The sequence below is a fragment of the Buttiauxella izardii genome (assembly GCF_003601925.1).
Lineage (GTDB): Bacteria > Pseudomonadota > Gammaproteobacteria > Enterobacterales > Enterobacteriaceae > Buttiauxella > Buttiauxella izardii.
On the sequence record NZ_QZWH01000001.1, the window covers coordinates 94,819 to 115,249 of the forward strand.

The 20,431-nt window shown below is 48.1% G+C and carries 20 protein-coding genes; 14 read left to right on the top strand and 6 right to left on the bottom strand.

Features of this window, described 5'->3' with window-relative positions; all coding sequences use genetic code 11:
* Nucleotides 1–112: 112 nt before the first annotated feature.
* A complete protein-coding gene (gene dcp / locus D6029_RS00475; RefSeq protein ID WP_120062867.1) occupies nucleotides 113–2,158 on the top strand; it encodes a peptidyl-dipeptidase Dcp in 2,046 nt (681 codons plus the stop codon).
* A gap of 84 nt (nucleotides 2,159–2,242) precedes the next feature.
* On the opposite strand, the gene D6029_RS00480 is transcribed toward dcp, so the two are convergent.
* Nucleotides 2,243–2,902 carry a helix-turn-helix domain-containing protein gene (locus tag D6029_RS00480; protein WP_120062868.1) on the bottom strand — a complete coding sequence of 220 codons (660 nt, stop codon included), beginning with the start codon at nucleotides 2,900–2,902 and terminating at the stop codon, nucleotides 2,243–2,245.
* Nucleotides 2,903–3,314: 412 nt separating this feature from the next.
* Here D6029_RS00480 and D6029_RS00485 point away from each other — a divergent pair, with 412 nt between their 5' ends.
* The 6 genes from D6029_RS00485 to D6029_RS00510 all read left to right on the top strand — a co-directional run bounded on the left by D6029_RS00485 (nucleotide 3,315) and on the right by D6029_RS00510 (nucleotide 9,547).
* On the top strand, nucleotides 3,315–3,842 hold the full coding sequence (locus tag D6029_RS00485; protein WP_120062869.1) for a fimbrial protein: 528 nt from the start codon (nucleotides 3,315–3,317) through the stop codon (nucleotides 3,840–3,842).
* Between the two features lie 87 nt (nucleotides 3,843–3,929).
* Nucleotides 3,930–4,607, top strand: a complete 678-nt coding sequence (locus D6029_RS00490) for a fimbrial biogenesis chaperone (protein ID WP_120062870.1) — start codon at nucleotides 3,930–3,932, stop codon at nucleotides 4,605–4,607.
* Nucleotides 4,608–4,733: 126 nt separating this feature from the next.
* Nucleotides 4,734–7,289: a fimbria/pilus outer membrane usher protein gene (locus tag D6029_RS00495; RefSeq protein ID WP_244212353.1), complete on the top strand. Its 2,556-nt coding sequence runs from the start codon at nucleotides 4,734–4,736 to the stop codon at nucleotides 7,287–7,289.
* Nucleotides 7,290–7,300: 11 nt separating this feature from the next.
* Nucleotides 7,301–8,254, top strand: a complete 954-nt coding sequence (locus D6029_RS00500; RefSeq protein ID WP_120062871.1) for a fimbrial protein — start codon at nucleotides 7,301–7,303, stop codon at nucleotides 8,252–8,254.
* A gap of 47 nt (nucleotides 8,255–8,301) precedes the next feature.
* Nucleotides 8,302–8,823 carry a fimbrial protein gene (locus tag D6029_RS00505; RefSeq protein ID WP_120062872.1) on the top strand — a complete coding sequence of 174 codons (522 nt, stop codon included), beginning with the start codon at nucleotides 8,302–8,304 and terminating at the stop codon, nucleotides 8,821–8,823.
* Between the two features lie 97 nt (nucleotides 8,824–8,920).
* Entirely contained in the window at nucleotides 8,921–9,547 is a 627-nt protein-coding gene (locus D6029_RS00510; RefSeq protein WP_167455948.1) for a helix-turn-helix transcriptional regulator, read from the top strand.
* Nucleotides 9,548–9,620: 73 nt separating this feature from the next.
* Here D6029_RS00510 and D6029_RS00515 read toward each other — a convergent pair whose 3' ends face one another.
* On the bottom strand, nucleotides 9,621–10,235 hold the full coding sequence (locus D6029_RS00515; protein ID WP_120062874.1) for a winged helix-turn-helix transcriptional regulator: 615 nt from the start codon (nucleotides 10,233–10,235) through the stop codon (nucleotides 9,621–9,623).
* A gap of 136 nt (nucleotides 10,236–10,371) precedes the next feature.
* Nucleotides 10,372–11,031 (bottom strand): helix-turn-helix domain-containing protein, encoded by a 660-nt coding sequence (locus D6029_RS00520; protein ID WP_120062875.1) that lies wholly within the window; start codon nucleotides 11,029–11,031, stop codon nucleotides 10,372–10,374.
* A gap of 409 nt (nucleotides 11,032–11,440) precedes the next feature.
* On the opposite strand from D6029_RS00520, the gene D6029_RS00525 reads away from it, so the two are divergent.
* The 6 genes from D6029_RS00525 (at nucleotide 11,441) to D6029_RS00550 (ending at nucleotide 17,596) form a co-directional block, all read left to right on the top strand.
* A complete protein-coding gene (locus tag D6029_RS00525) occupies nucleotides 11,441–11,968 on the top strand; it encodes a fimbrial protein (RefSeq protein WP_208642654.1) in 528 nt (175 codons plus the stop codon).
* 85 nt (nucleotides 11,969–12,053) lie between these two features.
* A complete protein-coding gene (locus D6029_RS00530; RefSeq protein ID WP_120062877.1) occupies nucleotides 12,054–12,731 on the top strand; it encodes a fimbrial biogenesis chaperone in 678 nt (225 codons plus the stop codon).
* Between the two features lie 116 nt (nucleotides 12,732–12,847).
* A complete protein-coding gene (locus D6029_RS00535; RefSeq protein ID WP_244212354.1) occupies nucleotides 12,848–15,406 on the top strand; it encodes a fimbria/pilus outer membrane usher protein in 2,559 nt (852 codons plus the stop codon).
* Nucleotides 15,407–15,417: 11 nt separating this feature from the next.
* Nucleotides 15,418–16,395: a fimbrial protein gene (locus tag D6029_RS22370; RefSeq protein WP_147365208.1), complete on the top strand. Its 978-nt coding sequence runs from the start codon at nucleotides 15,418–15,420 to the stop codon at nucleotides 16,393–16,395.
* 38 nt (nucleotides 16,396–16,433) lie between these two features.
* Nucleotides 16,434–16,940 carry a fimbrial protein gene (locus D6029_RS00545; RefSeq protein ID WP_120062880.1) on the top strand — a complete coding sequence of 169 codons (507 nt, stop codon included), beginning with the start codon at nucleotides 16,434–16,436 and terminating at the stop codon, nucleotides 16,938–16,940.
* A gap of 35 nt (nucleotides 16,941–16,975) precedes the next feature.
* Complete coding sequence (locus tag D6029_RS00550; RefSeq protein WP_167455949.1) at nucleotides 16,976–17,596, top strand: helix-turn-helix transcriptional regulator; 621 nt, start codon at nucleotides 16,976–16,978, stop codon at nucleotides 17,594–17,596.
* Between the two features lie 54 nt (nucleotides 17,597–17,650).
* On the opposite strand, the gene yciA is transcribed toward D6029_RS00550, so the two are convergent.
* Nucleotides 17,651–18,043, bottom strand: a complete 393-nt coding sequence (yciA, locus tag D6029_RS00555; protein ID WP_120062882.1) for an acyl-CoA thioester hydrolase YciA — start codon at nucleotides 18,041–18,043, stop codon at nucleotides 17,651–17,653.
* 272 nt (nucleotides 18,044–18,315) lie between these two features.
* Between yciA and D6029_RS00560 the strand changes: the two genes are divergently transcribed.
* Nucleotides 18,316–18,744: an outer membrane lipoprotein gene (locus tag D6029_RS00560; protein ID WP_120062883.1), complete on the top strand. Its 429-nt coding sequence runs from the start codon at nucleotides 18,316–18,318 to the stop codon at nucleotides 18,742–18,744.
* Nucleotides 18,745–18,867: 123 nt separating this feature from the next.
* Here the strand turns inward: D6029_RS00560 and D6029_RS00565 are convergent, their stop codons facing one another.
* Nucleotides 18,868–19,404, bottom strand: coding sequence for a septation protein A (locus D6029_RS00565; RefSeq protein ID WP_120062884.1), 537 nt, complete (start codon nucleotides 19,402–19,404; stop codon nucleotides 18,868–18,870).
* A 60-nt stretch (nucleotides 19,405–19,464) separates the two neighbouring features.
* Nucleotides 19,465–20,208, bottom strand: a complete 744-nt coding sequence (locus tag D6029_RS00570) for a YciC family protein (protein ID WP_120062885.1) — start codon at nucleotides 20,206–20,208, stop codon at nucleotides 19,465–19,467.
* Nucleotides 20,209–20,431 lie beyond the last annotated feature (223 nt).

Here is a 20,431-nt window from a genome sequence, read left to right on the forward strand (position 1 = left end):
CAGGCAAATATTGTCGGATGACGCTGCTGTACGACCTACGATTTGGTTATGCGACAGCGTCATCTACCCAAAGCAGTCTCAAATTATCTTTTGCCCCCAGCAGGAGTCCCGCATGCAAACGGAAAACCCGTTTTATCGCATCAGTTTATTGCCGTACCAGGCACCGCATTTTGACGATATTCACGACCGCCACTATCGCCCGGCATTTGACGAAGCTAAACGTATCAAGCGTGAAGAAATCGCCGCGATTTCTAATGACCCCTCGGCACCGACGTTTGAAAACACCTACCTGGCGCTGGAGAAAACCGGGCACATGTTGGGAAGAGTGACCCACGTTTTCTTCGCCATGACCTCCGCCAACACCAATGATTACCTGCAACAGCTCGATGAAGAATTTGCCGCCGAACTGGCGGAACTCGCCGATGAAATGCGCCTCAATTCCGTGCTGTTTACGCGTTTAAATGATGTTTACCAACGCCGCCATTCGCTGAGTCTTGATGAAGAATCGCAGCGGCTGGTGGAAGTGGTGTGGCAGAGTTTTAATCTTGCCGGCGCGACATTAAGTGACGAGAAAAAAGCGCGCTTAAAAGTACTCAATAAAGAAGCGGCGCAACTGAGCAGCCAATTTAACAATCGGCTTCATGCCGCCGATAAAGCCGCCGGGCTGGTGGTGGACGATGTTCAACACCTCGATGGATTAACTTCGGCAGAAATTGCTGCCGCCGCGCAACAGGCCAGCGCCAAAGGGTTGGACGGGAAATATCTAATCCCATTGCTGAATTTCACCCAGCAACCCGCATTGCAATCCCTGAGTCACCGCCCAACGCGTGAAAAACTGTTTAAAGCCGGTTGGGAACGCACACAGCAAAACGATGGCAACGACACACGCGCAATCGTCGCTCGCCTGGCAACATTACGTGCGGAACAAGCGCAATTGCTGAGTTTTGATAATTACGCTGCGTGGAAAATCGCCGATCAAATGGCGGAAACGCCTCAAGCCGCTTTGCAATTTATGCGCGATATCGTGCCTGCGGCAACGGCGCGAGCGCAACGTGAACTGGCAGATATTCAGCACGTTATCGATGCTCAACAAGGTGGATTCAAAGCCGAAGCCTGGGACTGGGCGTTTTATGCGGAGCAAGTGCGTCGCGCCAAATACGACCTCGATGAAGCACAGATCAAACCTTATTTTGCGCTGAACAACGTGCTGGAAAATGGTGTGTTCTGGGCTGCCAGCCAGTTATTCGGCCTGAATTTTGTGGAACGTTTTGATATCCCGGTTTATCACGACGACGTGCGTGTCTGGGAAATCTTCGATAAAGACGGGCGCGGCATGGCGCTGTTCTATGGCGATTTCTTTGCCCGCGACAGCAAAGGCGGCGGGGCGTGGATGGGCAATTTTGTTGAGCAATCAACGTTACTGGAAAGTGCGCCAGTCATTTACAACGTCTGCAACTACAACAAACCCGCCAGCGGTGAAGCCGCGTTAATTTCCTGGGATGACGTGGTGACGCTGTTCCACGAATTTGGCCACACTTTGCATGGCCTGTTTGCCACCCAGCAATATGCCACGCTTTCAGGCACCAATACGCCACGCGATTTCGTCGAGTTCCCGTCGCAAATTAACGAGCATTGGGCGCGTGAGCCACAGGTTTTCGCCAGGTATGCGCGGCATTTCCAGACTAACGAACCGATGCCAGAAGCACTCAAAGAGAAGTTATTCAAAGCCGCCCGTTTCAATAAAGGCTACGACATGACGGAACTGCTCTCTGCGGCACTGTTGGATATGAACTGGCACAGTTTGCCTGCCGGAAGCGCAGTTGACGATGTGGCGCAGTTTGAAGCGTCGGCACTGGAGAAAGAGCGCATTAATTTGGCCGCCGTTCCGCCGCGCTATCGCAGTAGCTATTTCGCCCATATTTTTGGTGGCGGCTATGCGGCGGGTTATTACGCCTACATCTGGACGCAAATGCTGGCCGATGATGGCTTCCAGTGGTTTGTGGAGCAGGGCGGGTTGAGTGCGCAAAACGGCCAGCGTTTCCGTGAGGCGATTTTATCGCGCGGCAACAGCCGTGAGCTTAAAACACTGTATAACGACTGGCGCGGGCACGCACCGTACAGCGAACCGATGCTGGAGAACCGGGGTTTAAGCGAGTAAAGCTGAGGTTATGAGTCACTAAACCGGGTGTTAAACCCGGTTTTTTTTCATCACCCGCTAGCAGGTAAGAGCCTGGTTTGATGGCTAATATTTTAGCGGTAAATGATGCACATCGATCAGTATTCCCTTCTCCATCGTAATGTAGTTACCGGCTTTCAACGCTGAAAGTATGCGCATCGCACAACTGCGGGATAAAAAAGTGCGGGAGATGATGTAATTGGCCGCAGTGGTATTACTGCGAATTTCTGGGCTCTCATTCATTAATTCAAATAATTGAGATCTAAGAATATCATAGGATGATAACTGCGAAATTTTCGCACAGTGGTCATGTACTCGCGTCACGTTATAGATCAGTAACCTCGCCAGACTCTCCCAGTATTTATTCGTTCTAATTAACTCTAACGCGATATTCAATGGCAATGTGCCAACCAGACTCGTTTCTTGTGTTCTGAGGAAAAGAGAATGAGGTGTTGTCAGTTGTTGAGATATTCCGAATATATAGCGGGATGATTCCGAATTCAGGACGATGTTGTCACTTTTTCTGTAGAGGCAAATACTGCCTCTCAACAGCAATACGATTCTACTTTCTCCATCTTCAATGTAGTTGATCGTTTGCCTGGCTTTTGTTTCAAAGATTTTAGCGTGAGGCTTGAAGGCATCGATAAGTATATCAATATGCGCAGAAGGTTTATCATCGCTTGAAATATATCTGTCTGAAACAATTGCCTTTTCCAATAAATCCATATGGGCGATCTCCTATTTTAATTAATGCGATGAATATTTGTGCTTACTGTTTCTCTATTCATTATTGCAGGGTTATTTTACTTTTTAATTTGTTTCTTTCTAAGTCCAAAGTTGGACTCTTGGTATCTTGATCTCGATGGGTGATTTAATTGAAAATTGATTCCAACAGAGATAAGCGCTTCTTTGCTTTATTGAATCTTAATTATAGCGTGTGCTTTCAAATTATATTTGCAGGTCATGTTTTATCTAGATTAACGAAAGCAGAGGTGGGTAATCAACTGTTATAAAGCTAATTCTACGATGATGATAAAGCATGGAAAGTTCGGCAGATAAAACAATGAACGGCCAATGATGGCTGGGATGTGTTTTGTCAGAAAGACCGACGCCAAATAATTTTATAAAGGAAAGTGTAATGAAAAAGAATTTAATCGCTCTGGCAATCGCCGCTACTGCTGTTCTGTCTGCTGCTAATGCCTCTGCTGCTGCTGGCCAGGTTAACTTCACTGGTAAAATTCTTGAAACAGGTTGTGATGTTGTTAACACCGTAGCAAGTCCTCTGACTGTTGCAATGGGCCAGATCGCTAAGTCTGAATTCACCGCTGGCAACACCCTGTCTGCTGCACAGACTTTCAAAATCCAGCTGACTAACTGCCCGGCGGCTATTCCTTCTGCACGTATTTCTTTCGACGGTACTCCGCTGAACGGTGACACTTCTGTTCTGCAACTGAATGCCGACAATGGTGTTGCAACTGGCGTGGGTATTCAGATTTCTGATACTGCTGGTGTTCTGCCACTGCGTCAGCCATCCGCGACTTACACCCTGGTATCTGGTTCAGATATGAACGACCTGGCATTCACCGCACGTTACAAAGCTGTAGGTACTGCTGTTACCGCTGGCCCTGCTAACGCAACTGCAAACTTCAGCGTTATTTATAACTAATCACCATCCTGTATGGGCTGAATACCTATCACTGGCCGGCGGCATTGCTGTCGGCCATTTTTTTGACCTCCTTAACAGGAAAACGCTATGAAAATTCTCAGTGGTTCACTACTGGCAGCATTACTTTTCTCGTCAACCGTTGCCCAGGCTGGCGTTATCGTTGGCGGCACGCGTCTTATTTATAACGGGGGCAATAAGGAGTCTTCACTGAGCGTCAAAAACCCGGACAAAGTGCCCTATCTGATTCAGACCTGGGTAGACACCACCGCGGGTGGCGCTGAGAAAGCCCCCTTTATCGTTACTCCGCCACTGTTCCGCCTCGACGGTGAGCAACAGAACGTACTGCGTGTCGTGCGTGCCGGTGGCAATTTGTCGAATGACAAAGAATCTCTCTACTGGATCAACGTTAAGGCCATCCCGGCCGGTGAAGCCAAAGAAGGCCAGAACACCTTACAAATCGCCATCAAAAACCGCATGAAACTGATTTACCGCCCGCAGGGCCTGAAAGGCGTGCCTGAAGATGTGACCAGCCAACTTAAATGGCAGCGCAGCGGTAACAGTGTGCAGGTCACTAACCCGACGCCGTTCTATATGAACTTTATGGAAGTCAAAGTGGCGGGAAAAGTCGTCAAGGATGCCATGTATGTCGCGCCAGGCAGCAGCGAGCGTTTCGCGCTTCCGGCGGGCGTCAGCGGTGGCAACCTGAGCTGGAAGATTATCAATGATTACGGCTCCATCGGGCCGGAACATAACAGCTCCATTTAGTCAGTAACGACTGCAATAAATAAAGCCGAAGAGCTTCTAGATAAATATCCACATTGCCGGGTTACTTCATGGGACTAGCGGGCAGGGAGTTAATGGATGAATAGCAAAAATAATCAGGGCAGGAACATGCCCGAACCACGTGTCAGTAAGCTGGCGTATCTGATTGCCGGTCATTTGATGTTACTGGGGGGCATGTCTTTTGGTGCCCAGGCACGTGATGTGTTTAACCCGTTATTGCTCGAGGTGGGTGCACCGCAGCAGGGCGTAACCGATTTGTCTGTTTTCGAAGAGGGCGCAGGCCAGCCACCAGGTATTTACCGTGTGGATATATTCCTCAACAACGACCAGTTCGATACCCGTAACGTGGAATTTAGCCTGCAAAAAGATGCGCAGGGCAAAGAGACGCTGCAACCGTGTCTGAGTGTGGCGATGCTTCATGAGATGGGCGTGAAAACCGATCTGTATCCGGAGCTGGGTGCGAAGGAGGCGAAGTGCGCAAAACTGAGTGCCATTCCGCAGGCCAGTACTGATTTTCGTTTCAACGATCAGCGACTGCTGGTGAGTGTCCCGCAACTGGCGGTGTCCCAGAGTGCGCGCGGTGCCGTGCCGGAAAACCAGTGGGATAACGGCATCGTTGCCATGCTGCTCAACTACAGCCTGAGCGGGTCAAATAGCTACGCCAAAAACGGCCAGAGTTCTGACAGCAACAGCCAGTACGCCAACCTGCGCCCGGGTCTTAACATCGGCCCGTGGCGTCTGCGTAACTACACCACCTGGAGCCGAGACAGCAACGGCCAGGACAAGTGGGACACGGTTTATACCTATGCCGCCCGCAGCATTAATGCGCTGAAAAGCCAGCTGGTGCTGGGTGACAGCAGCTCACCTTCTGACGTGTTCGACAGCGTGCCGTTCCGTGGTGCGCAACTGGCTTCCGACGATGACATGATGCCGGACAGCCTGAAAGGTTATGCCCCGGTGGTGCGTGGGATTGCGCGTACCAATGCGCAGGTTGTCATCCGCCAGAACGGTTACGTCATTTACCAGAGCTACGTGGCACCCGGTGCCTTTGAAATCACTGACATGTACCCAACCGGCGGCTCCGGTGATCTGTATGTGACCATTAAAGAAGCCGACGGCAGCGAACAAAAACTCGTTATTCCATACGCCTCTTTGCCGGTTCTGCAGCGCGAAGGGCGCCTCAAATACAGTATTACCGGCGGCCAGTATCGTTCCTATGATGGCAGCGTTGATGAAACGCCATTCAGCCAGGGCACGGCCATTTATGGCTTGCCGGCAGGCTTCACGGCGTACGGTGGCGGGCAGTTCTCCAGCCATTACCAGTCGCTGGCATTAGGTGCGGGTAAAAACCTCGGTGACTTTGGTGCGGTTTCGGCTGATGTGACACAAGCCTGGTCGACCTTACAGGATCAGCCAAAAGACAGCGGCCAGTCGTGGCGTGCGCGTTACAGCAAAAACATTGTGCAGACTGGGACTAACTTTGCGATTGCAGGTTATCGCTACTCCACCAGTGGTTATTACAGCCTGCAGGAAGTGATGGATACCTACCGTGACGGCCCTGCCAGCTATCTGCAGCAACTGGAGCGCCCTCGCAACCGCAGTGAATTGTCCATCAGCCAGAATCTGACTGAGGCTCTGGGCACGCTGTCTCTGAGCTGGGTCAGTGAAGATTACTGGAACAGTGATCGGACCATGCGCTCCATCGGCGCGGGTTACAGCAACTCGTTCAACGGCATGAGCTACGGCCTGAACTACAGCTATAACGAAAACTCCACCGCCAATAAAAATGGGGTGCAGGGGCGTGGCAAGGTTTATGACCGCGATCAGGTGTTCAGCTTCAACCTGAGCGTGCCAATGAGCCTCTTTATGCCGAACACCTACGCCAGCTACAACCTGAACACCAGTAAGAATGGTAATACCACCAATAGTGTGGGCTTGAACGGGATGGCGCTTGAAGGCAACAGCCTGAGCTGGGGTGTGCAGCAGGGTTATGGCAGCCAGGGTGTAGGCTATACCGGCAACCTGAATGCAGATTACCGGGGCACTTACGGTGAAGTGAACGGCGGTTACAGCTATGACCGTAACAGCCAGCGTCTGAACTACGGCGTGCAGGGGGGCCTTGTTGCCCATGAAAATGGCGTGACATTGGGCCAGCCGTTAGGGGAAACCATTGCCCTGATTGCCGCGCCAGGAGCGCACGGTGTGGATGTGGATAACCAGACGGGGGTGAAAACTGACTGGCGTGGGTATGCGATTGTGCCTTACACCACACCGTATCGCAGAAACTCCGTTCAGCTCAGTACGGCGACACTGCCGGACGACGTGGATCTGACCATCAACAACCAGAACGTGGTGCCAACCCGTGGCGCGGTGGTGCGTGCCAACTTTAAAGCCAGCGTCGGGCAGCGTGCACTCATGACCATCCTACGAACCACCGGTGCGCCTGTTCCGTTTGGTGCGATGGTGACTAACCAGGCCCAGAAAACGGCGCAGGGCGCAATAGTCGGTGATGCAGGGCAGGTGTATCTGACCGGTCTGGCAGACAGCGGCGCACTGATGGTGAAGTGGGGAAGCAGCTCGCAGGAGCAGTGCCAGGTGAATTACACACTGGCGAAACAGACAACGAATGCTGGCGTTCAGGTGATGAACGGGCTGTGTAAATAAGGTCATATAAGATGATAAATAAAAAACACCACATGCTGTTATTACTGGCGGGGTTATTTGTCAGTACGCTGGCAGTGACCCAAAATGCGTATGCTGTATGCCCGGCAGTTTCTCTCGCTCCACCGCCAGCGGCTATTAATGTTGATGCCAAAGTCGCCATCGGTGCGGTTGTGGGGACGACGACAGTCACATTCCCGGATGCAACATACGGATGTAGTCCACAAGTCGGACAAGCGATGTATATCTGGAAAGGGTATGGCACGCCTAACGGCAATATCTATCCCACTCATGCGCCGGGGTTAGGATATCGTCTCAAATTTGGTCCTGGGATATGGCCTGACTATATGGGGACAGATTATTTTCCGCTCGCTAAGTACAGACCAGACCAGGGGGCTCAAACGGGTATGCATGGCGGGACACTGATCATCGAGTTTATTAAGTTGGGCCCGGTTGGCAACGACCCTATTCCGGCACAAACATTAGCGGTGTATGGAGTAGGTTTGGACCTGAATGACTTTGATAAATACGTACACATAGATTTGGCTGGAGATATTCCGGTCATTGAACAGCATTTCTGTACGGCTGATTCAGTTGTAAACGTGCCTCTTGATGACGTATACACAAATGAACTAAGCCTCTCGAACCCTGGAGCTAAACCCAAGGACTTCCAAATAAAAATTAATTGCCCAACACAAAATAATATTTCTTTATTGTTTACCGGGGATATGCAAGACGCTGCGAATGCGGTATTTAAAAATACTGACCCTGCCACGGCAAGTAGCGTCGGGGTACAGATTTTAAGAAACGGCAGCCCTGTTCCAAATGGTAATGGCAATAATATTAACTTAGGTAATGTAACTGGCAATTTAACCACGCTGTTTACAGCCCGATATTATGCTTTAGCCACACCGGTTGCGGAAGGTGCTGTTACATCGGTAGCGTATGCCACAATTATGTATAACTAATTTACCTAAATATATGAAGCTTGCTCCATGTAAACGGAAATATTTAAATGAACATTAAACTTAAATTAGGTATATTGGCGGCAATGAGTTTCTCAATATTGATGGGGTCTGCACAAGCCATCGATACGACAATCAATATTACTGGTAAGGTCGTGGCTTCTCCTTGTGAATTTGATGGCGACAGTACGCTTTACATCAGTTTAGGTCAAAATATTGAAACCCTGAATTTAGCAGCTGCTAACACTGCCGGCGATTGGGTACCTTTTTCATTCGCTATGAAAAACTGTCCGTTAAGTACCACCAACGTGGTGGCTACGTTTAGCGGGACGCCTGATAGCCCTGGTTCATTAAGTCTCTACAAAAATACAGCTGATGCCACAAACATCGCCGTGGAAGTGCAATCTAATGATACAGCGCATAGGCCATTAGGCGATGGACAGGTTTGGTCAATACCCCGTACACCCAGCAATACCGCATTATTCCCGATGCGAGGGCGGATCTTGTCAAAAGGGGGAGCCACGGCAGGCTTAGTTGCCGCGGTTGTTAATATTACCTTCACCTATAACTAATCTTCCAGAAAAAATACCGGGGCTGAAATGGCTCCGGCATTCTCTATTGATATACGCATATTAGAATTGCTCCTTAATATGGATGTATGAGGTTTGTATGTTAAATGCTGCAATTGATGATTCAGATGCGCTCTACAGAAATGGCATGGAAAAATTCCTTGAGGAATTATTTTTGGATGAGCAGAACGAATCAGTGCAGTTTAAAACACTCACACAAGTAAACGCTACTCAGGCAGATGTTATCGTTAAAAGCTTTGTTCCGGGGGCTGAATATATCTGCCACCCAATGCTGAAGTTCCGCAGTAAACCCGGTTTAATTATAGGTATTTTTGATGGCGATAAAAATCCTTACCATGAAAATTTACCGCTGTGTGTGAAAGATGCTATTTTTATTCACCGCTCTGAATCGTTAGAGACGATTCGCAATAATATTATTCAGGCATGGAAAAGTATGATGCACAACCCCAGGGCTTTGCAGAGTAAAAAGTGTCTGAACTGTAAATATGTCACATTGACAGTCCAGCAAATTATTATTGCCAAGCATTTGCTGCGCGGTAATGATATTGCTGAGATCGCTGTGCATTTAAATATTAGCGTAAAAACTGTCAGCGCTCATAAGCGTTTAATGATGGCGAAGTTTAATTTAAGTACAGATTGTGAATTATTGCAGTGCCTTAAGAATCTTAAAATGCATAATCCACCGGTTCATTTATTTTCCGATTAATCAGTCCGAATTGACATAGGCGTTTTAAACCAAGCCGGGGAAGCCCGGTTTTTTAATCTTCATCTTCAAAGTCTCAATACTTCGTAGGTAAATGGCGAACCTCCTTCAGCACTCCTTCCTCGATCACAATGTATTCTCCCAATTTTAATGCGGACAGAATACGCATAATCCCACTTCGTGATAGATGCGTTTTTGAACGAATATACTTTTCAGCGGTAATGGACTCCCTGAGCGACTCAGGTTCGTTGATAAGCTTTAGTAACTGCATACGTATTATCTCATAGGCACTAGGGGCATGAAGAATCGTGGCGTAATTTAGTAACATGTTCGAGACAAACCTCATATGGACTGAGAGATTTTGCCAAAGATTGTCCTTCTCGATGATGTCAAAAATAGCATCACGAGAGGATTCAGCAATCTCGCAAGGCTCGTTGGTTGAGAAATACAAAGATGAAGCTGTGTCAAATTCACCCAAACCAAAAATAAAAGGGGCAGGTCGGCCACCTATCAGGATGCCGCCAGAGTAGTAGACAGAAATGCTCCCGGTACGTATTAGATAGCAGTTTAGTCGCCCATTAGTCACAAAAGGGTAGACTTGCCCCGCAGGGGACAACTTGAACTCCACATAAGGAGTCAGCTTTCTAATGAATTCTTCAGTATAAAGTGAGAACTTTTCACTATTGTCCACATTCTTTCCTCGGGCTTAATACTAAAGCGTCATACAGGGTCAAACAGTCTTATAAAAATATAGCATATAACACACAGGAATCTCTCACATCGCGCGCGCTAATAATTAAGCAAATGTTTCCAGTAAATTCATTGGGTTAGTACTTCAAAGGGAGGTGGTTGATGTTGTGCAGGATCCCTTTTTCTATGTTTACATAGTTGCCCGCTTTTAGTTCAGCCAGGATACGCATCGTGCCACTGCGGGATAAAAATGTTCTGCTAATAATGTAGTTTGTGGCAGTGGTTTTGCTCCGGATTTCCGGGCTTTCATTCATCAACTCAAGTAGTTGATAACGAATAATTTCATAAGCAGAAAGTTGTGAAATTTTAGCGCAATGCGCATAGACACGTGAAACGGTATAAATCAGCAATTTTGCGAGACTTTCCCAAAGGTTATTTTCACCAATTAAACGATGCGCTTGATTCAGTGAAAGCGTGCCGACAAGACAAGGCTCCTGAGTCCGCAAGAAGAGGTATTCTGGCGAGGATATTTGCTGACTCATTCCAAAAATAAAAGGTGCTGACTCTGAATTTAGAATCATGTTGTCATGCTTGCGATAAAGAGAAATGCTGCCTTCAAGCAGAATGAAAATGGTATTCTCGTCCTGATCACTATAGTTAAAAATTTGTTTATTATTTGTTTCAAAAACTTTTGCGTAAGGCGTTAAGCAATTAATCAAATTCTGTATATGAGAATTGGGTTTATCACTTCTGTTTGTGCATTCTTCTGAAATTACTGGCTTTTTTATTATCCGCATGGCTTATAACTCCGTTGTAAGTGGATTGTTCTTAGAGGGGTTTTGTTATTTGAGTCAGTATTATGGCAAGGCGATTATCAATTTTAGTATTGCTTTCTCGGTCTAAATGTAGACCGAGAAATACCTTGAGTTTAATGCGGGATCTGATGAGAATTGATTCAGGCAGGGAAATGGAGTGTAAGCATTAGAGTTAAAATAGAATCTAGGTACGTTTTAAATGATGACGTTAAATTTCACTTTAAAAAAGCTTCTTAATTTTATTTCTCTAATTTTAATTACCATCCCTGCATATTGTCGATAGATCAAACATGGGGTGACCGGCTAGGCAATTTAATTATTTAACCATAATTGGTTGGGTATTTTTTTGCCAAAAAGAACGGAGCCTAATAAACAAATAAAGGATATTGTGATGAAAAAGAATTTAATTGCTATGGCTTTCGCTGCTACTGCTGTTTTGTCTGCTGGTAATGCAATGGCTGCAGCTGGTCAGGTTAACTTCACTGGCGAAATCATCGATGCAGGTTGTGATGTTGTGAATACCCCATCTAACCCACTGCAAGTTGATCTGGGTAGTGTTGCTAAATCTGAATTCCACCAATCAGGTGACACTGCCGCACCAAGAAGCTTCAACGTGCAATTGACTAACTGCCCAGCAACGGTACAGACAGCACGTATTACTTTTGATGGCACGGCTCTGAACGGTGACAACCGCGTATTGAACCTGACTCAGGATACTGGTGTAGCTAAAGGTGTTGGTATCCAGCTATCTGATATTGCTGATGTTCTGCCACTGTTTACCCCGTCTACATCTTACTCCCTGCAAACTGGCAGCGCGGTTAACGACCTATCGTTCGTTGCTCGTTACATTTCTGTTTCAGATACCGTTGAACCAGGCCCTGCTAACGCAACAGCAACCTTCAGCGTTCTTTACAACTAAGAACCTTCCCTCTGGGGTCTGATTCAACGTATATGGCCGGCGGCATTATCGCCGGCTTTTTTCACAGCCTACACAGGAACATGCTATGAAAATTTTTACTGGCTCATTACTGGCAGTCTTGCTGGTCGTTTCAACTGTCGCACAGGCCGGAGTCATTGTTGGCGGTACTCGACTTATTTATGACGGTGGCAAGAAGGAGTCTTCACTGAGCATCAACAACCCGGACAAAGTGCCTTACCTGATTCAGACCTGGGTAGACACCACCGGCGGTGGCGCTGAGAAAGCCCCCTTTATGGTTACACCTCCCTTGTTCCGCCTTGATGGCGGCCAGGAAAACGTCCTGCGTGTGGTACGTGCCGGCGGAAATTTGCCGAATCACAAAGAATCCCTCTATTGGATGAACGTCAAGGCTATCCCGGCGGGCGAAGCTAAGGAGAATCAGAACACCTTGCAAATCGCGGTTAAAAGTCGACTTAAGCTGATCTTCCGCCCGCAGGGCCTGAAAGGAACACCAGAAGATGTTACCGAACAGCTTAAATGGCAGCGCAACGGTAACAACCTTCAGGTCACAAACCCAACTCCTTTCTATATGAACTTTATGGAAATCACAGTGGCTGGCAAGCAACTGAAAAACATCACTTATGTTGCTCCTGGTAATACAGCGAGTTTTGAATTACCTGCAGGAGCAAGCAGTGGCAGTCTGAGCTGGAAAATTATCAGTGACTACGGTGCCATTGGACCGGAGCACAAGAGTTCTTTGTAAGTCGCAGCGACACCAATAAAAAAACACACAGATGTTTTAACAGATTGCAGGGTTGCTAACAGTGACCCACGGCGGGGAGTTAATGGATGAATAGCAAAATAAAACAGGGCAGGAACATGCCTGTACCGCGTGTCAGCAAGTTGGCATATCTGATTGCCGGGCAATTAATGCTGTTGGGCGGTATGTCCTTCGGCGTCCAGGCCCGTGATGTGTTTAACCCAGCGCTGCTGGAAGTCGATGCGTCTCATCAGGGAACCACTGACCTGTCCATTTTTGAAGATGGCGCAGGTCAGCCGCCAGGTGTTTATCGGGTTGATATTTATGTCAACAACGATCAGAAAGACACCCGCGACGTTGAATTCAGTATGCAGAAAAATGCTGATGGCAAAGAGACGTTACAACCCTGTCTGAGCGTGGCGCAACTCCAGGATATGGGCGTAAAAACGGACCTTTTCCCGGGGCTGGGGGATAAAAATGCGAAGTGTGCCAGGTTGAGTGCAATCCCACAGGCGAGTGCTGAGTTCCGCTTCAGCGGTCAGCAATTACTGCTGAGTATCCCGCAGATGGCGGTATCTCAGAGCGCACGCGGCTATGTGCCGGAAAGCCAGTGGGATAACGGCATTAATGCGTTGTTGCTTAACTACAACCTGAGCGGCGCGAATAATTATGTGCGCAATGGCGAAAGCAAGGACAGCAATACGCAATATGCCAACCTGCGCCCCGGAATAAACATCGGCCCATGGCGTTTGCGTAACTACACCACCTGGAGCCGCAACAGTAACGGCCAGGATAAATGGGACACCGTATATACCTATGCTGCGCGTAGCATTATCGCGCTGAAAAGCCAGTTAATTCTGGGTGACAGCAGTTCGCCATCTGACGTGTTCGATAGCGTGCCGTTCCGTGGTGTGCAACTAGCTTCCGATGAAGACATGATACCGGACAGTCAGAAAGGTTATGCGCCGGTGGTACGCGGTATTGCACGCACCAATGCGCAGGTGATTATCCGCCAGAACGGCTACATCATTTACCAGAGCTATGTCGCTCCGGGTGCGTTTGAAATTAATGACATGTACCCGACCGGTGGTTCTGGTGACCTCTATGTGACCATCAAAGAAGCAGATGGTAGCCAGCAAAATCTGGTTGTGCCATTTGCCTCACTGCCGGTATTGCAGCGTGAAGGTCACTTCAAGTACAGCATCACCAGCGGGCAATATCGTTCGTATGACGGCAGTGTGGATGAAACACCTTTCAGCCAGGGAACTGCCATTTACGGTTTACCCGCCGGTTTTACGGCTTACGGAGGCGGGCAATTTGCCAGTAAGTACCAGTCACTTGCGCTGGGTGTGGGTAAAAACCTCGGCGACTTTGGTGCCATCTCAACGGATGTCTCGCAGGCCTGGTCCACATTACAAAATCAACCGAAGGATAGCGGCCAGTCGTGGCGTGTGCGCTACAGCAAAAATGTTATCCAGACCGGCACTAACTTTGCGATTGCGGGCTATCGCTACTCAACCAATGGTTACTACAGCCTTCAGGAAGTGATGGACACTTACCGTGACGGCAACTACAGCAACCAGCCGATGTTGGAACGTCGCCGTAACCGCAGTGAACTGACTATCAGCCAGAACCTTGGGCAAAGCGCAGGTTCATTATCCCTGAGTTGGGTCAGTGAAGATTACTGGAACAGTGACCGCACGATGCGCTCGATTGGTGGGGGATATAACAACTCTTACAACGGTATCAGCTATGGTCTGAACTACAGCTATAACCAAAACTCCACGGCCAGCGGCAGTAATGGCTCGGGTTATGGAAAGGTGTATACCCATGATCAGGTATTTGGCCTAAGTGTAAACGTGCCGTTGAACTTCTTTATGCCGAATACGTATGTCAACTACAACCTGAACACCAGCAAGAACGGCAATACCACCAACAGTGTGGGGCTCAGCGGCACGGCTCTTGAAGGGAATAACTTAAGCTGGGGCGCCCAGGAAGGATACGGCAGCAAGGGTGTTGGCAACAGCGGAAATCTTAATGCCGATTACCGTGGTACCTATGGCGAAGTGAATGCTGGTTATGCCTACGACAGTAACAGCCAGCGTCTGAACTACGGCGTGCAGGGTGGGATCGTCGCTCATGAACATGGGGTGACGTTTGGTCAGCAGATGGGTGAAACCATTACTTTAGTAGAAGCACGGGGAGCTAGCGGGGTTGGTGTCAGCAATCAGACAGGAGTGAAAACCGACTGGCGCGGTTATGCCATCGTGCCTTACACCACACCGTACCGTAAAAACAGCTTGCAGTTGGATAACCAAACGCTACCGGACGATGTGGAACTGGCGCTCACCAACCAGAATGTGGTGCCAACCCGCGGTGCGGTGGTGCGGGCAAGCTTTAATGCCAGTGTTGGACAACGTGCAATGATGACAATCTTACGTGCCGGTGGTGCACCCGTGCCGTTCGGTGCCATGGTTACCGACCCGGCACAGAAAACAGCGCAGGGCTTTATTGTCGGTGACGCAGGGCAGGTTTATCTGACCGGCCTGGCAGATAACGGCTCATTACTGGTGAAGTGGGGCAACAGTGCGCAGGAACAATGCCAGGTAAGCTACACGCTAGCGAAACCAACGACTGCCAATGCTGGCGTGCAGACTCTCAGTGAGCAATGCAGATGAATGAGATAATCATGAACAGTTTAATAAAACATTTATTCCCTCAATCAGCCATAACAAAAAATATGGCAATTATGCTGGTTGTTTTTTCCGCTGCGTTATTAACTCCGCACACGACTTTGGCTGCTTGTACCGGTACTGCATCAAATTCCTACTTTGATTTTGGTTCTACCATTGTTCAACGCGATCTTCCTGTTGGGTCGGTTATTGCTACGGCTAAAGCATTAAATACCGTCAGTAATATAATAAGCTGCACCACTGTAACACCTACAATGGTAAACAAAGGGGCTTTGTTTTCAATACAATCACCAATAGCGGGGGCTTACAATACTAATATACCAGGTGTGGGAATCAACTTTGTTGCATCTGCACCTGGTTGGCTGCCTTCAGCAGGGCCAACAATAATGTCCGGTGGAAGGATGGATGGTTATTTGATGGCTGCCAGCCTGTATCAACTTATCAAGACAGGCCCAATTCCCTCTGGTGTTTATAACCTTGACTCTGGACTATTCCTTACCCATTCAGTAAATACTTTTGGGGATGCTTTTCGGGCAAATATTAGTTCAGGAACTGTGACATCTGTTGCCTGCTCTTTAAATAACAATGCGATTAATGTACCTCTCGATGATGTCATGGCGGCATCTCTAACTGCTGTGGGTTCAGTAGCAAAGCCCAAAACATTTGATATGGGTTTAACCTGTGATGCTGGTGCAAAAGTTAACGTACAAATGAACGGCACGCAAAACACTAACAGTTCGGTGGCGGGTGTATTACAACTGACGAATGCCGGGAGTCCTGGTGTGGCGAAAGGGGTGGGTGTGCAGATTCTTTATAATGGCTCACCGCTGGCACTCAATAATAGATTGTTATTAAAAACCTCTGCGGGCGGACAAGAAACTTTCACCTTTACTGCTCGTTATTATCAAACACAAAGTGTAGTAACCACCGGTGCAGCAAATACCACGATGACACTGGATGTCACATACCAGTAAACATTATTAAATAACTTTTAAGATAAAAAGGAACAGTTATGAAAATAAAATCGAAATTGACTTTTCTTGCTCTTATTTTAGCGACGACTGCGCATTATGCAGCGGCTGACCCAGTCAGCGTGAATATCACCGGGAATGTTGTGGCATCACCCTGCACGCTGGATACGGCTAATAGTGATTTAGCCGTTAGCCTCGGGGATATTCAGGCGACAGACCTTGCTTCAGCGGGGGTAACGTCTACAGCAAAAGATTTTAAATTAAAGCTCAACGCCTGTCCGGCTGCAACCACAACGGCTGTACTTACTTTTGGTGGTAACGAAGATACTGGTGCGCCAGGGCGTTATATTAATACCGGCACGGCAACGAATGTTGCAGTAGAAGTTTTACAGGGCAGCATACTACAAGGGCCAACGACAACCATGAGCTTGCCAGTACAGGCTGACCGAACTGTAACATTCAATCTGAAAAGTCGAGCGTATGCTAAAGGCCAGACCACTCCCGGTTCTATTATCTCAACCATGCAGGCGACATTTACTTACCAGTAACCATTGTTCATAAAATTTATCCCATGAGGTTTAAGATGTTGAATATTGCTTTCGAAGATACGAATGCACTTTATCGCAAAGGGATGGAGTTATTTCTTAAGGATGTATTTTCTGGTGAGCAAAATAAAAATGTGAAATTTAATTCATTAACCAGCGTAAATTCACCTCACGTAGATATTATCGTTAAAAATTTCGTTGCAGGTGCCGAGTACGTCTGCCAACCGATATTAAAATTTCGAAGGAAGCCGGGTTTAATTATCGGTATCACTGACGGTGAAAAAAACTGTCACCATAATGACTTACCATTATGCATCAAAAATATTGTTTTTGTCCATCGGTCAGAATCTTTGAATTCTATTCGTGAAAATGTCACGCGAGCATGGAAAGATAACTTACAGAACCAAAATTTTTTGCAAGTTAAAAAATGTTTGCAGTGTAAATACCGCACATTAACACCGCAGCAAGTGACGATTGCGAAACATCTGCTGCGCGGTTGCGACATTATGGATATCGCCGAATTGATGAATGTAAATGTTAAAACGGTCAGTGCTCATAAACGTTTAATGATGAGAAAATTTAACCTTAGCTCTGACTGCGAACTATTACAGTTTCTGAATAATTTAAAAATGCACAATCCACCGGTAAATTTATTTTGAGAGATAATCTATAGACATAAAATGCGCCAATGGGCGCATTTTTTGTTACCAGGCTTAACGCGGAATAGGGCGCGGCTTTCCTTCGGAATCAACAGCGACATAAATAAAGATGGCTTCTGTGGCTTTATAACGCTGGCCAATTGGCTCGGAAGAAACCTTTTTCACCCAGACTTCGATGTTTATCGTGATGGAGCTGTTACCGCGTTTTACGCAACTGGCATAGCAGCACACCACATCTCCGACGGCGACAGGTTTAAGGAACGTCATCCCGTCAACTCGAACGGTGACGACACGCCCTTGGGCAATCTCTTTCGCCATGATGGCGCCGCCCATATCCATTTGCGCCATCAACCAGCCGCCAAAAATATCCCCGTTGGCGTTAGTGTCTGCGGGCATGGCCAGCGTGCGTAAAACCAGTTCTCCGACAGGAGTGTCTTGCTGGGTCATCTGTCTTCCTGAATATTAATTGAAATTTGCTGTGTTAAGTTTAATACGTAGCAGGCGTTTCAGTCACTATACTCGTCATACTTCAAGTCGCAGGGGTGTTGGCTGCACTCGCTCACCCCAGTCACTTACTTTAGTAAGCTCCTGGGGATTCACTCCTTTGCCGCCTACCTGCACCTCGAATTATTTAGAGTATTAAGTAGCATTAATGACTTAAGAGGATTCTAGTGCGGCTGGCAAAATCAGCGCCACTTTAAAACAACACAGTAACTCCAATGAAAAAACACCTGCTTATCGCATTCAGTCTCTTCGCGCTTTCCAGCCAGGCCAGTTTTGCTGGAAGTAAAACGCTTATCGAATATGGCGTGGTACAACAAAGCCAGGTTACGACCAGCCAGACACGCTCCCATCCATTGCGTACCGTTGCCGCCGGGGCAGCAGGCGCGGCGATTGGTAATCAGTTTGGCGGCGGTTCGGGTAAAAGCATCATGACGGCAACGGGGGCGGTGGCTGGCGCACAAATGTCACGCAACCGTCAGAGCCAACGGCAAAGTGCGCAGACCGTGGATTTGACGATTAAAACCGATGCGGGGCAAATCATCGACGTGGTACAGGATTATGACGGTAGAACCGCTTTCAATAAGGGCGACAAAGTTCGCATCCTGACTTCCGGTTCCAGCACCACGGTCGATAAATCATCCTGATAGCATGCTGACAAAGGTTAGTTAGGGGGGGGCGGATGACGCAGCCGCTTATCCGACCTACGTAGAGGTTTATCATGAGTATCAAACCCGCCGGAGCGGGTTTTTGCTTTTCTGAAGGAGGGTTTACTTCTCTTCTTGCGGCATGTGCTTATAGATGTAAACACCGCTCAGCAGGGTGAACACCAGCGTCGCAGCGGTCAGGCCGAACACTTTAAAGTTCACCCATACGCTCTGCGGCAACCAGAACGCGACGTAAATATTCAGCGCACCGCAGGCAATAAAGAACAGCGCCCAGGCCACATTCAAACGTGACCAAACCGTTTGCGGCAGTGAAATCTCTTTGCCCAACATCCGTTGAATCAACGGCTTATTCATCACCCACTGGCTGATCAGCAGGGCTGCGGCAAACAGGCCGTAGATCACGGTGACTTTCCACTTGATAAATTCATCGTTATGGAAGAACAACGTCAGGCCGCCAAATACCGCAACCATCAGGAAGGTAATCAGCGCCATTTTTTCCAGCTTGCGGAATTTGTACCAGCTATAAACCAGTGCAAAACCGGTGGCGACGATCAGCGCGCCGGAGGCCACATAGATGTCGTACATTTTATAAAATGCGAAGAAGACAATCAGGGGCAGGAAGTCGAGAAACTGCTTCATAATCTGTTCCGTAAAATGACTCCTGAGCGTTAAATTTGGCCGCTCAGGAGCAGGTGAATGTTATTGGCGAACCAGCATATACAAGCGGAATAAATAGATGAGCAACACGGCTGAAATAAGGTTGCTTATCGTGTTTGCTATCACCCCGCCAACTGCAGGTGAAAGCGCTGCAAATGAAGATGCCAGCATCAGAAGCGCGGTTTTTGCCAGCAACCAGCTGATCACTGCTGGAGCCACAAGGCGCATATTCGCCCAGGCCAGACGCATACTGCTGCGCAGTGACTGGAAAATCCCCAGTCTATCTTGCACCACCATGACGGGGGCGAAGGACAGCAAAATGGCAAATATCACACCCGGCACGACCACCAACATAATGCCGATCTGCACCACAAATGTGGTCAGGAACATCAGAATAAAGATTTTAGGCAACACAGGTGCCGATGTGCCAATGGCACGAAGGGCGCTCACGCGCTGACCTGCGCTGACCATCTGGATGAGAACCAACACGCTTGCCGCCAGAATCGCGTTACCAATCAGGCCGGCAAACGTTGAAGCCGCAGAAGCTTTGAGAAGCATCTGTTGCTGTTCAGGTGTCATGTTTTGCACAAGGTCAAATAGCCCAACGCTATTCGATAAATTATCCCCTTCACTAAGGATAGACATTTGCTCATCGCTCGGTGAAAAAGCGTGACCGATCACCACCGAAATAAAGGCACAAAGCAAAGCAATCAGTAAAACAGTAACGAACTGATTGCGTAGAAAATTCCCCGTGTCACGGTACACAGAACCCGCCGTGATAGACATGCACACTCCTTGATGTTGCTCGGTTAAAAATCAGCGGGGATTGTACCCTGGATGAATGACGCTGGCACCGACAAGATGCGCGGCGAAAGTAAGTTACTGTCAATGTGAAAAATTGATCTGGAGTGGGTGGGTGGTTCTGCCTGGAAATTGATCATCCGAACTTTTATCTAAAGAAATTGCGGCCAGTCGATTCTACGCTGGCCGCAATGATTGATTTATGTCG

Coding starts and splice junctions, on each gene's coding strand:
- dcp (WP_120062867.1), top strand. CDS start 113: ATGCAAACGGAAAACCCGTTTTATCGCATCAGTTTATTGCCGTACCAG.
- D6029_RS00480 (WP_120062868.1), bottom strand. CDS start 2,902: ATGGATTTATTGGAAAAGGCAATTGTTTCAGACAGATATATTTCAAGC.
- D6029_RS00485 (WP_120062869.1), top strand. CDS start 3,315: ATGAAAAAGAATTTAATCGCTCTGGCAATCGCCGCTACTGCTGTTCTG.
- D6029_RS00490 (WP_120062870.1), top strand. CDS start 3,930: ATGAAAATTCTCAGTGGTTCACTACTGGCAGCATTACTTTTCTCGTCA.
- D6029_RS00495 (WP_244212353.1), top strand. CDS start 4,734: ATGCCCGAACCACGTGTCAGTAAGCTGGCGTATCTGATTGCCGGTCAT.
- D6029_RS00500 (WP_120062871.1), top strand. CDS start 7,301: ATGATAAATAAAAAACACCACATGCTGTTATTACTGGCGGGGTTATTT.
- D6029_RS00505 (WP_120062872.1), top strand. CDS start 8,302: ATGAACATTAAACTTAAATTAGGTATATTGGCGGCAATGAGTTTCTCA.
- D6029_RS00510 (WP_167455948.1), top strand. CDS start 8,921: ATGTTAAATGCTGCAATTGATGATTCAGATGCGCTCTACAGAAATGGC.
- D6029_RS00520 (WP_120062875.1), bottom strand. CDS start 11,031: ATGCGGATAATAAAAAAGCCAGTAATTTCAGAAGAATGCACAAACAGA.
- D6029_RS00525 (WP_208642654.1), top strand. CDS start 11,441: ATGAAAAAGAATTTAATTGCTATGGCTTTCGCTGCTACTGCTGTTTTG.
- D6029_RS00530 (WP_120062877.1), top strand. CDS start 12,054: ATGAAAATTTTTACTGGCTCATTACTGGCAGTCTTGCTGGTCGTTTCA.
- D6029_RS00535 (WP_244212354.1), top strand. CDS start 12,848: ATGCCTGTACCGCGTGTCAGCAAGTTGGCATATCTGATTGCCGGGCAA.
- D6029_RS22370 (WP_147365208.1), top strand. CDS start 15,418: ATGAACAGTTTAATAAAACATTTATTCCCTCAATCAGCCATAACAAAA.
- D6029_RS00545 (WP_120062880.1), top strand. CDS start 16,434: ATGAAAATAAAATCGAAATTGACTTTTCTTGCTCTTATTTTAGCGACG.
- D6029_RS00550 (WP_167455949.1), top strand. CDS start 16,976: ATGTTGAATATTGCTTTCGAAGATACGAATGCACTTTATCGCAAAGGG.
- yciA (WP_120062882.1), bottom strand. CDS start 18,043: ATGACCCAGCAAGACACTCCTGTCGGAGAACTGGTTTTACGCACGCTG.
- D6029_RS00560 (WP_120062883.1), top strand. CDS start 18,316: ATGAAAAAACACCTGCTTATCGCATTCAGTCTCTTCGCGCTTTCCAGC.
- D6029_RS00565 (WP_120062884.1), bottom strand. CDS start 19,404: ATGAAGCAGTTTCTCGACTTCCTGCCCCTGATTGTCTTCTTCGCATTT.
- D6029_RS00570 (WP_120062885.1), bottom strand. CDS start 20,208: ATGTCTATCACGGCGGGTTCTGTGTACCGTGACACGGGGAATTTTCTA.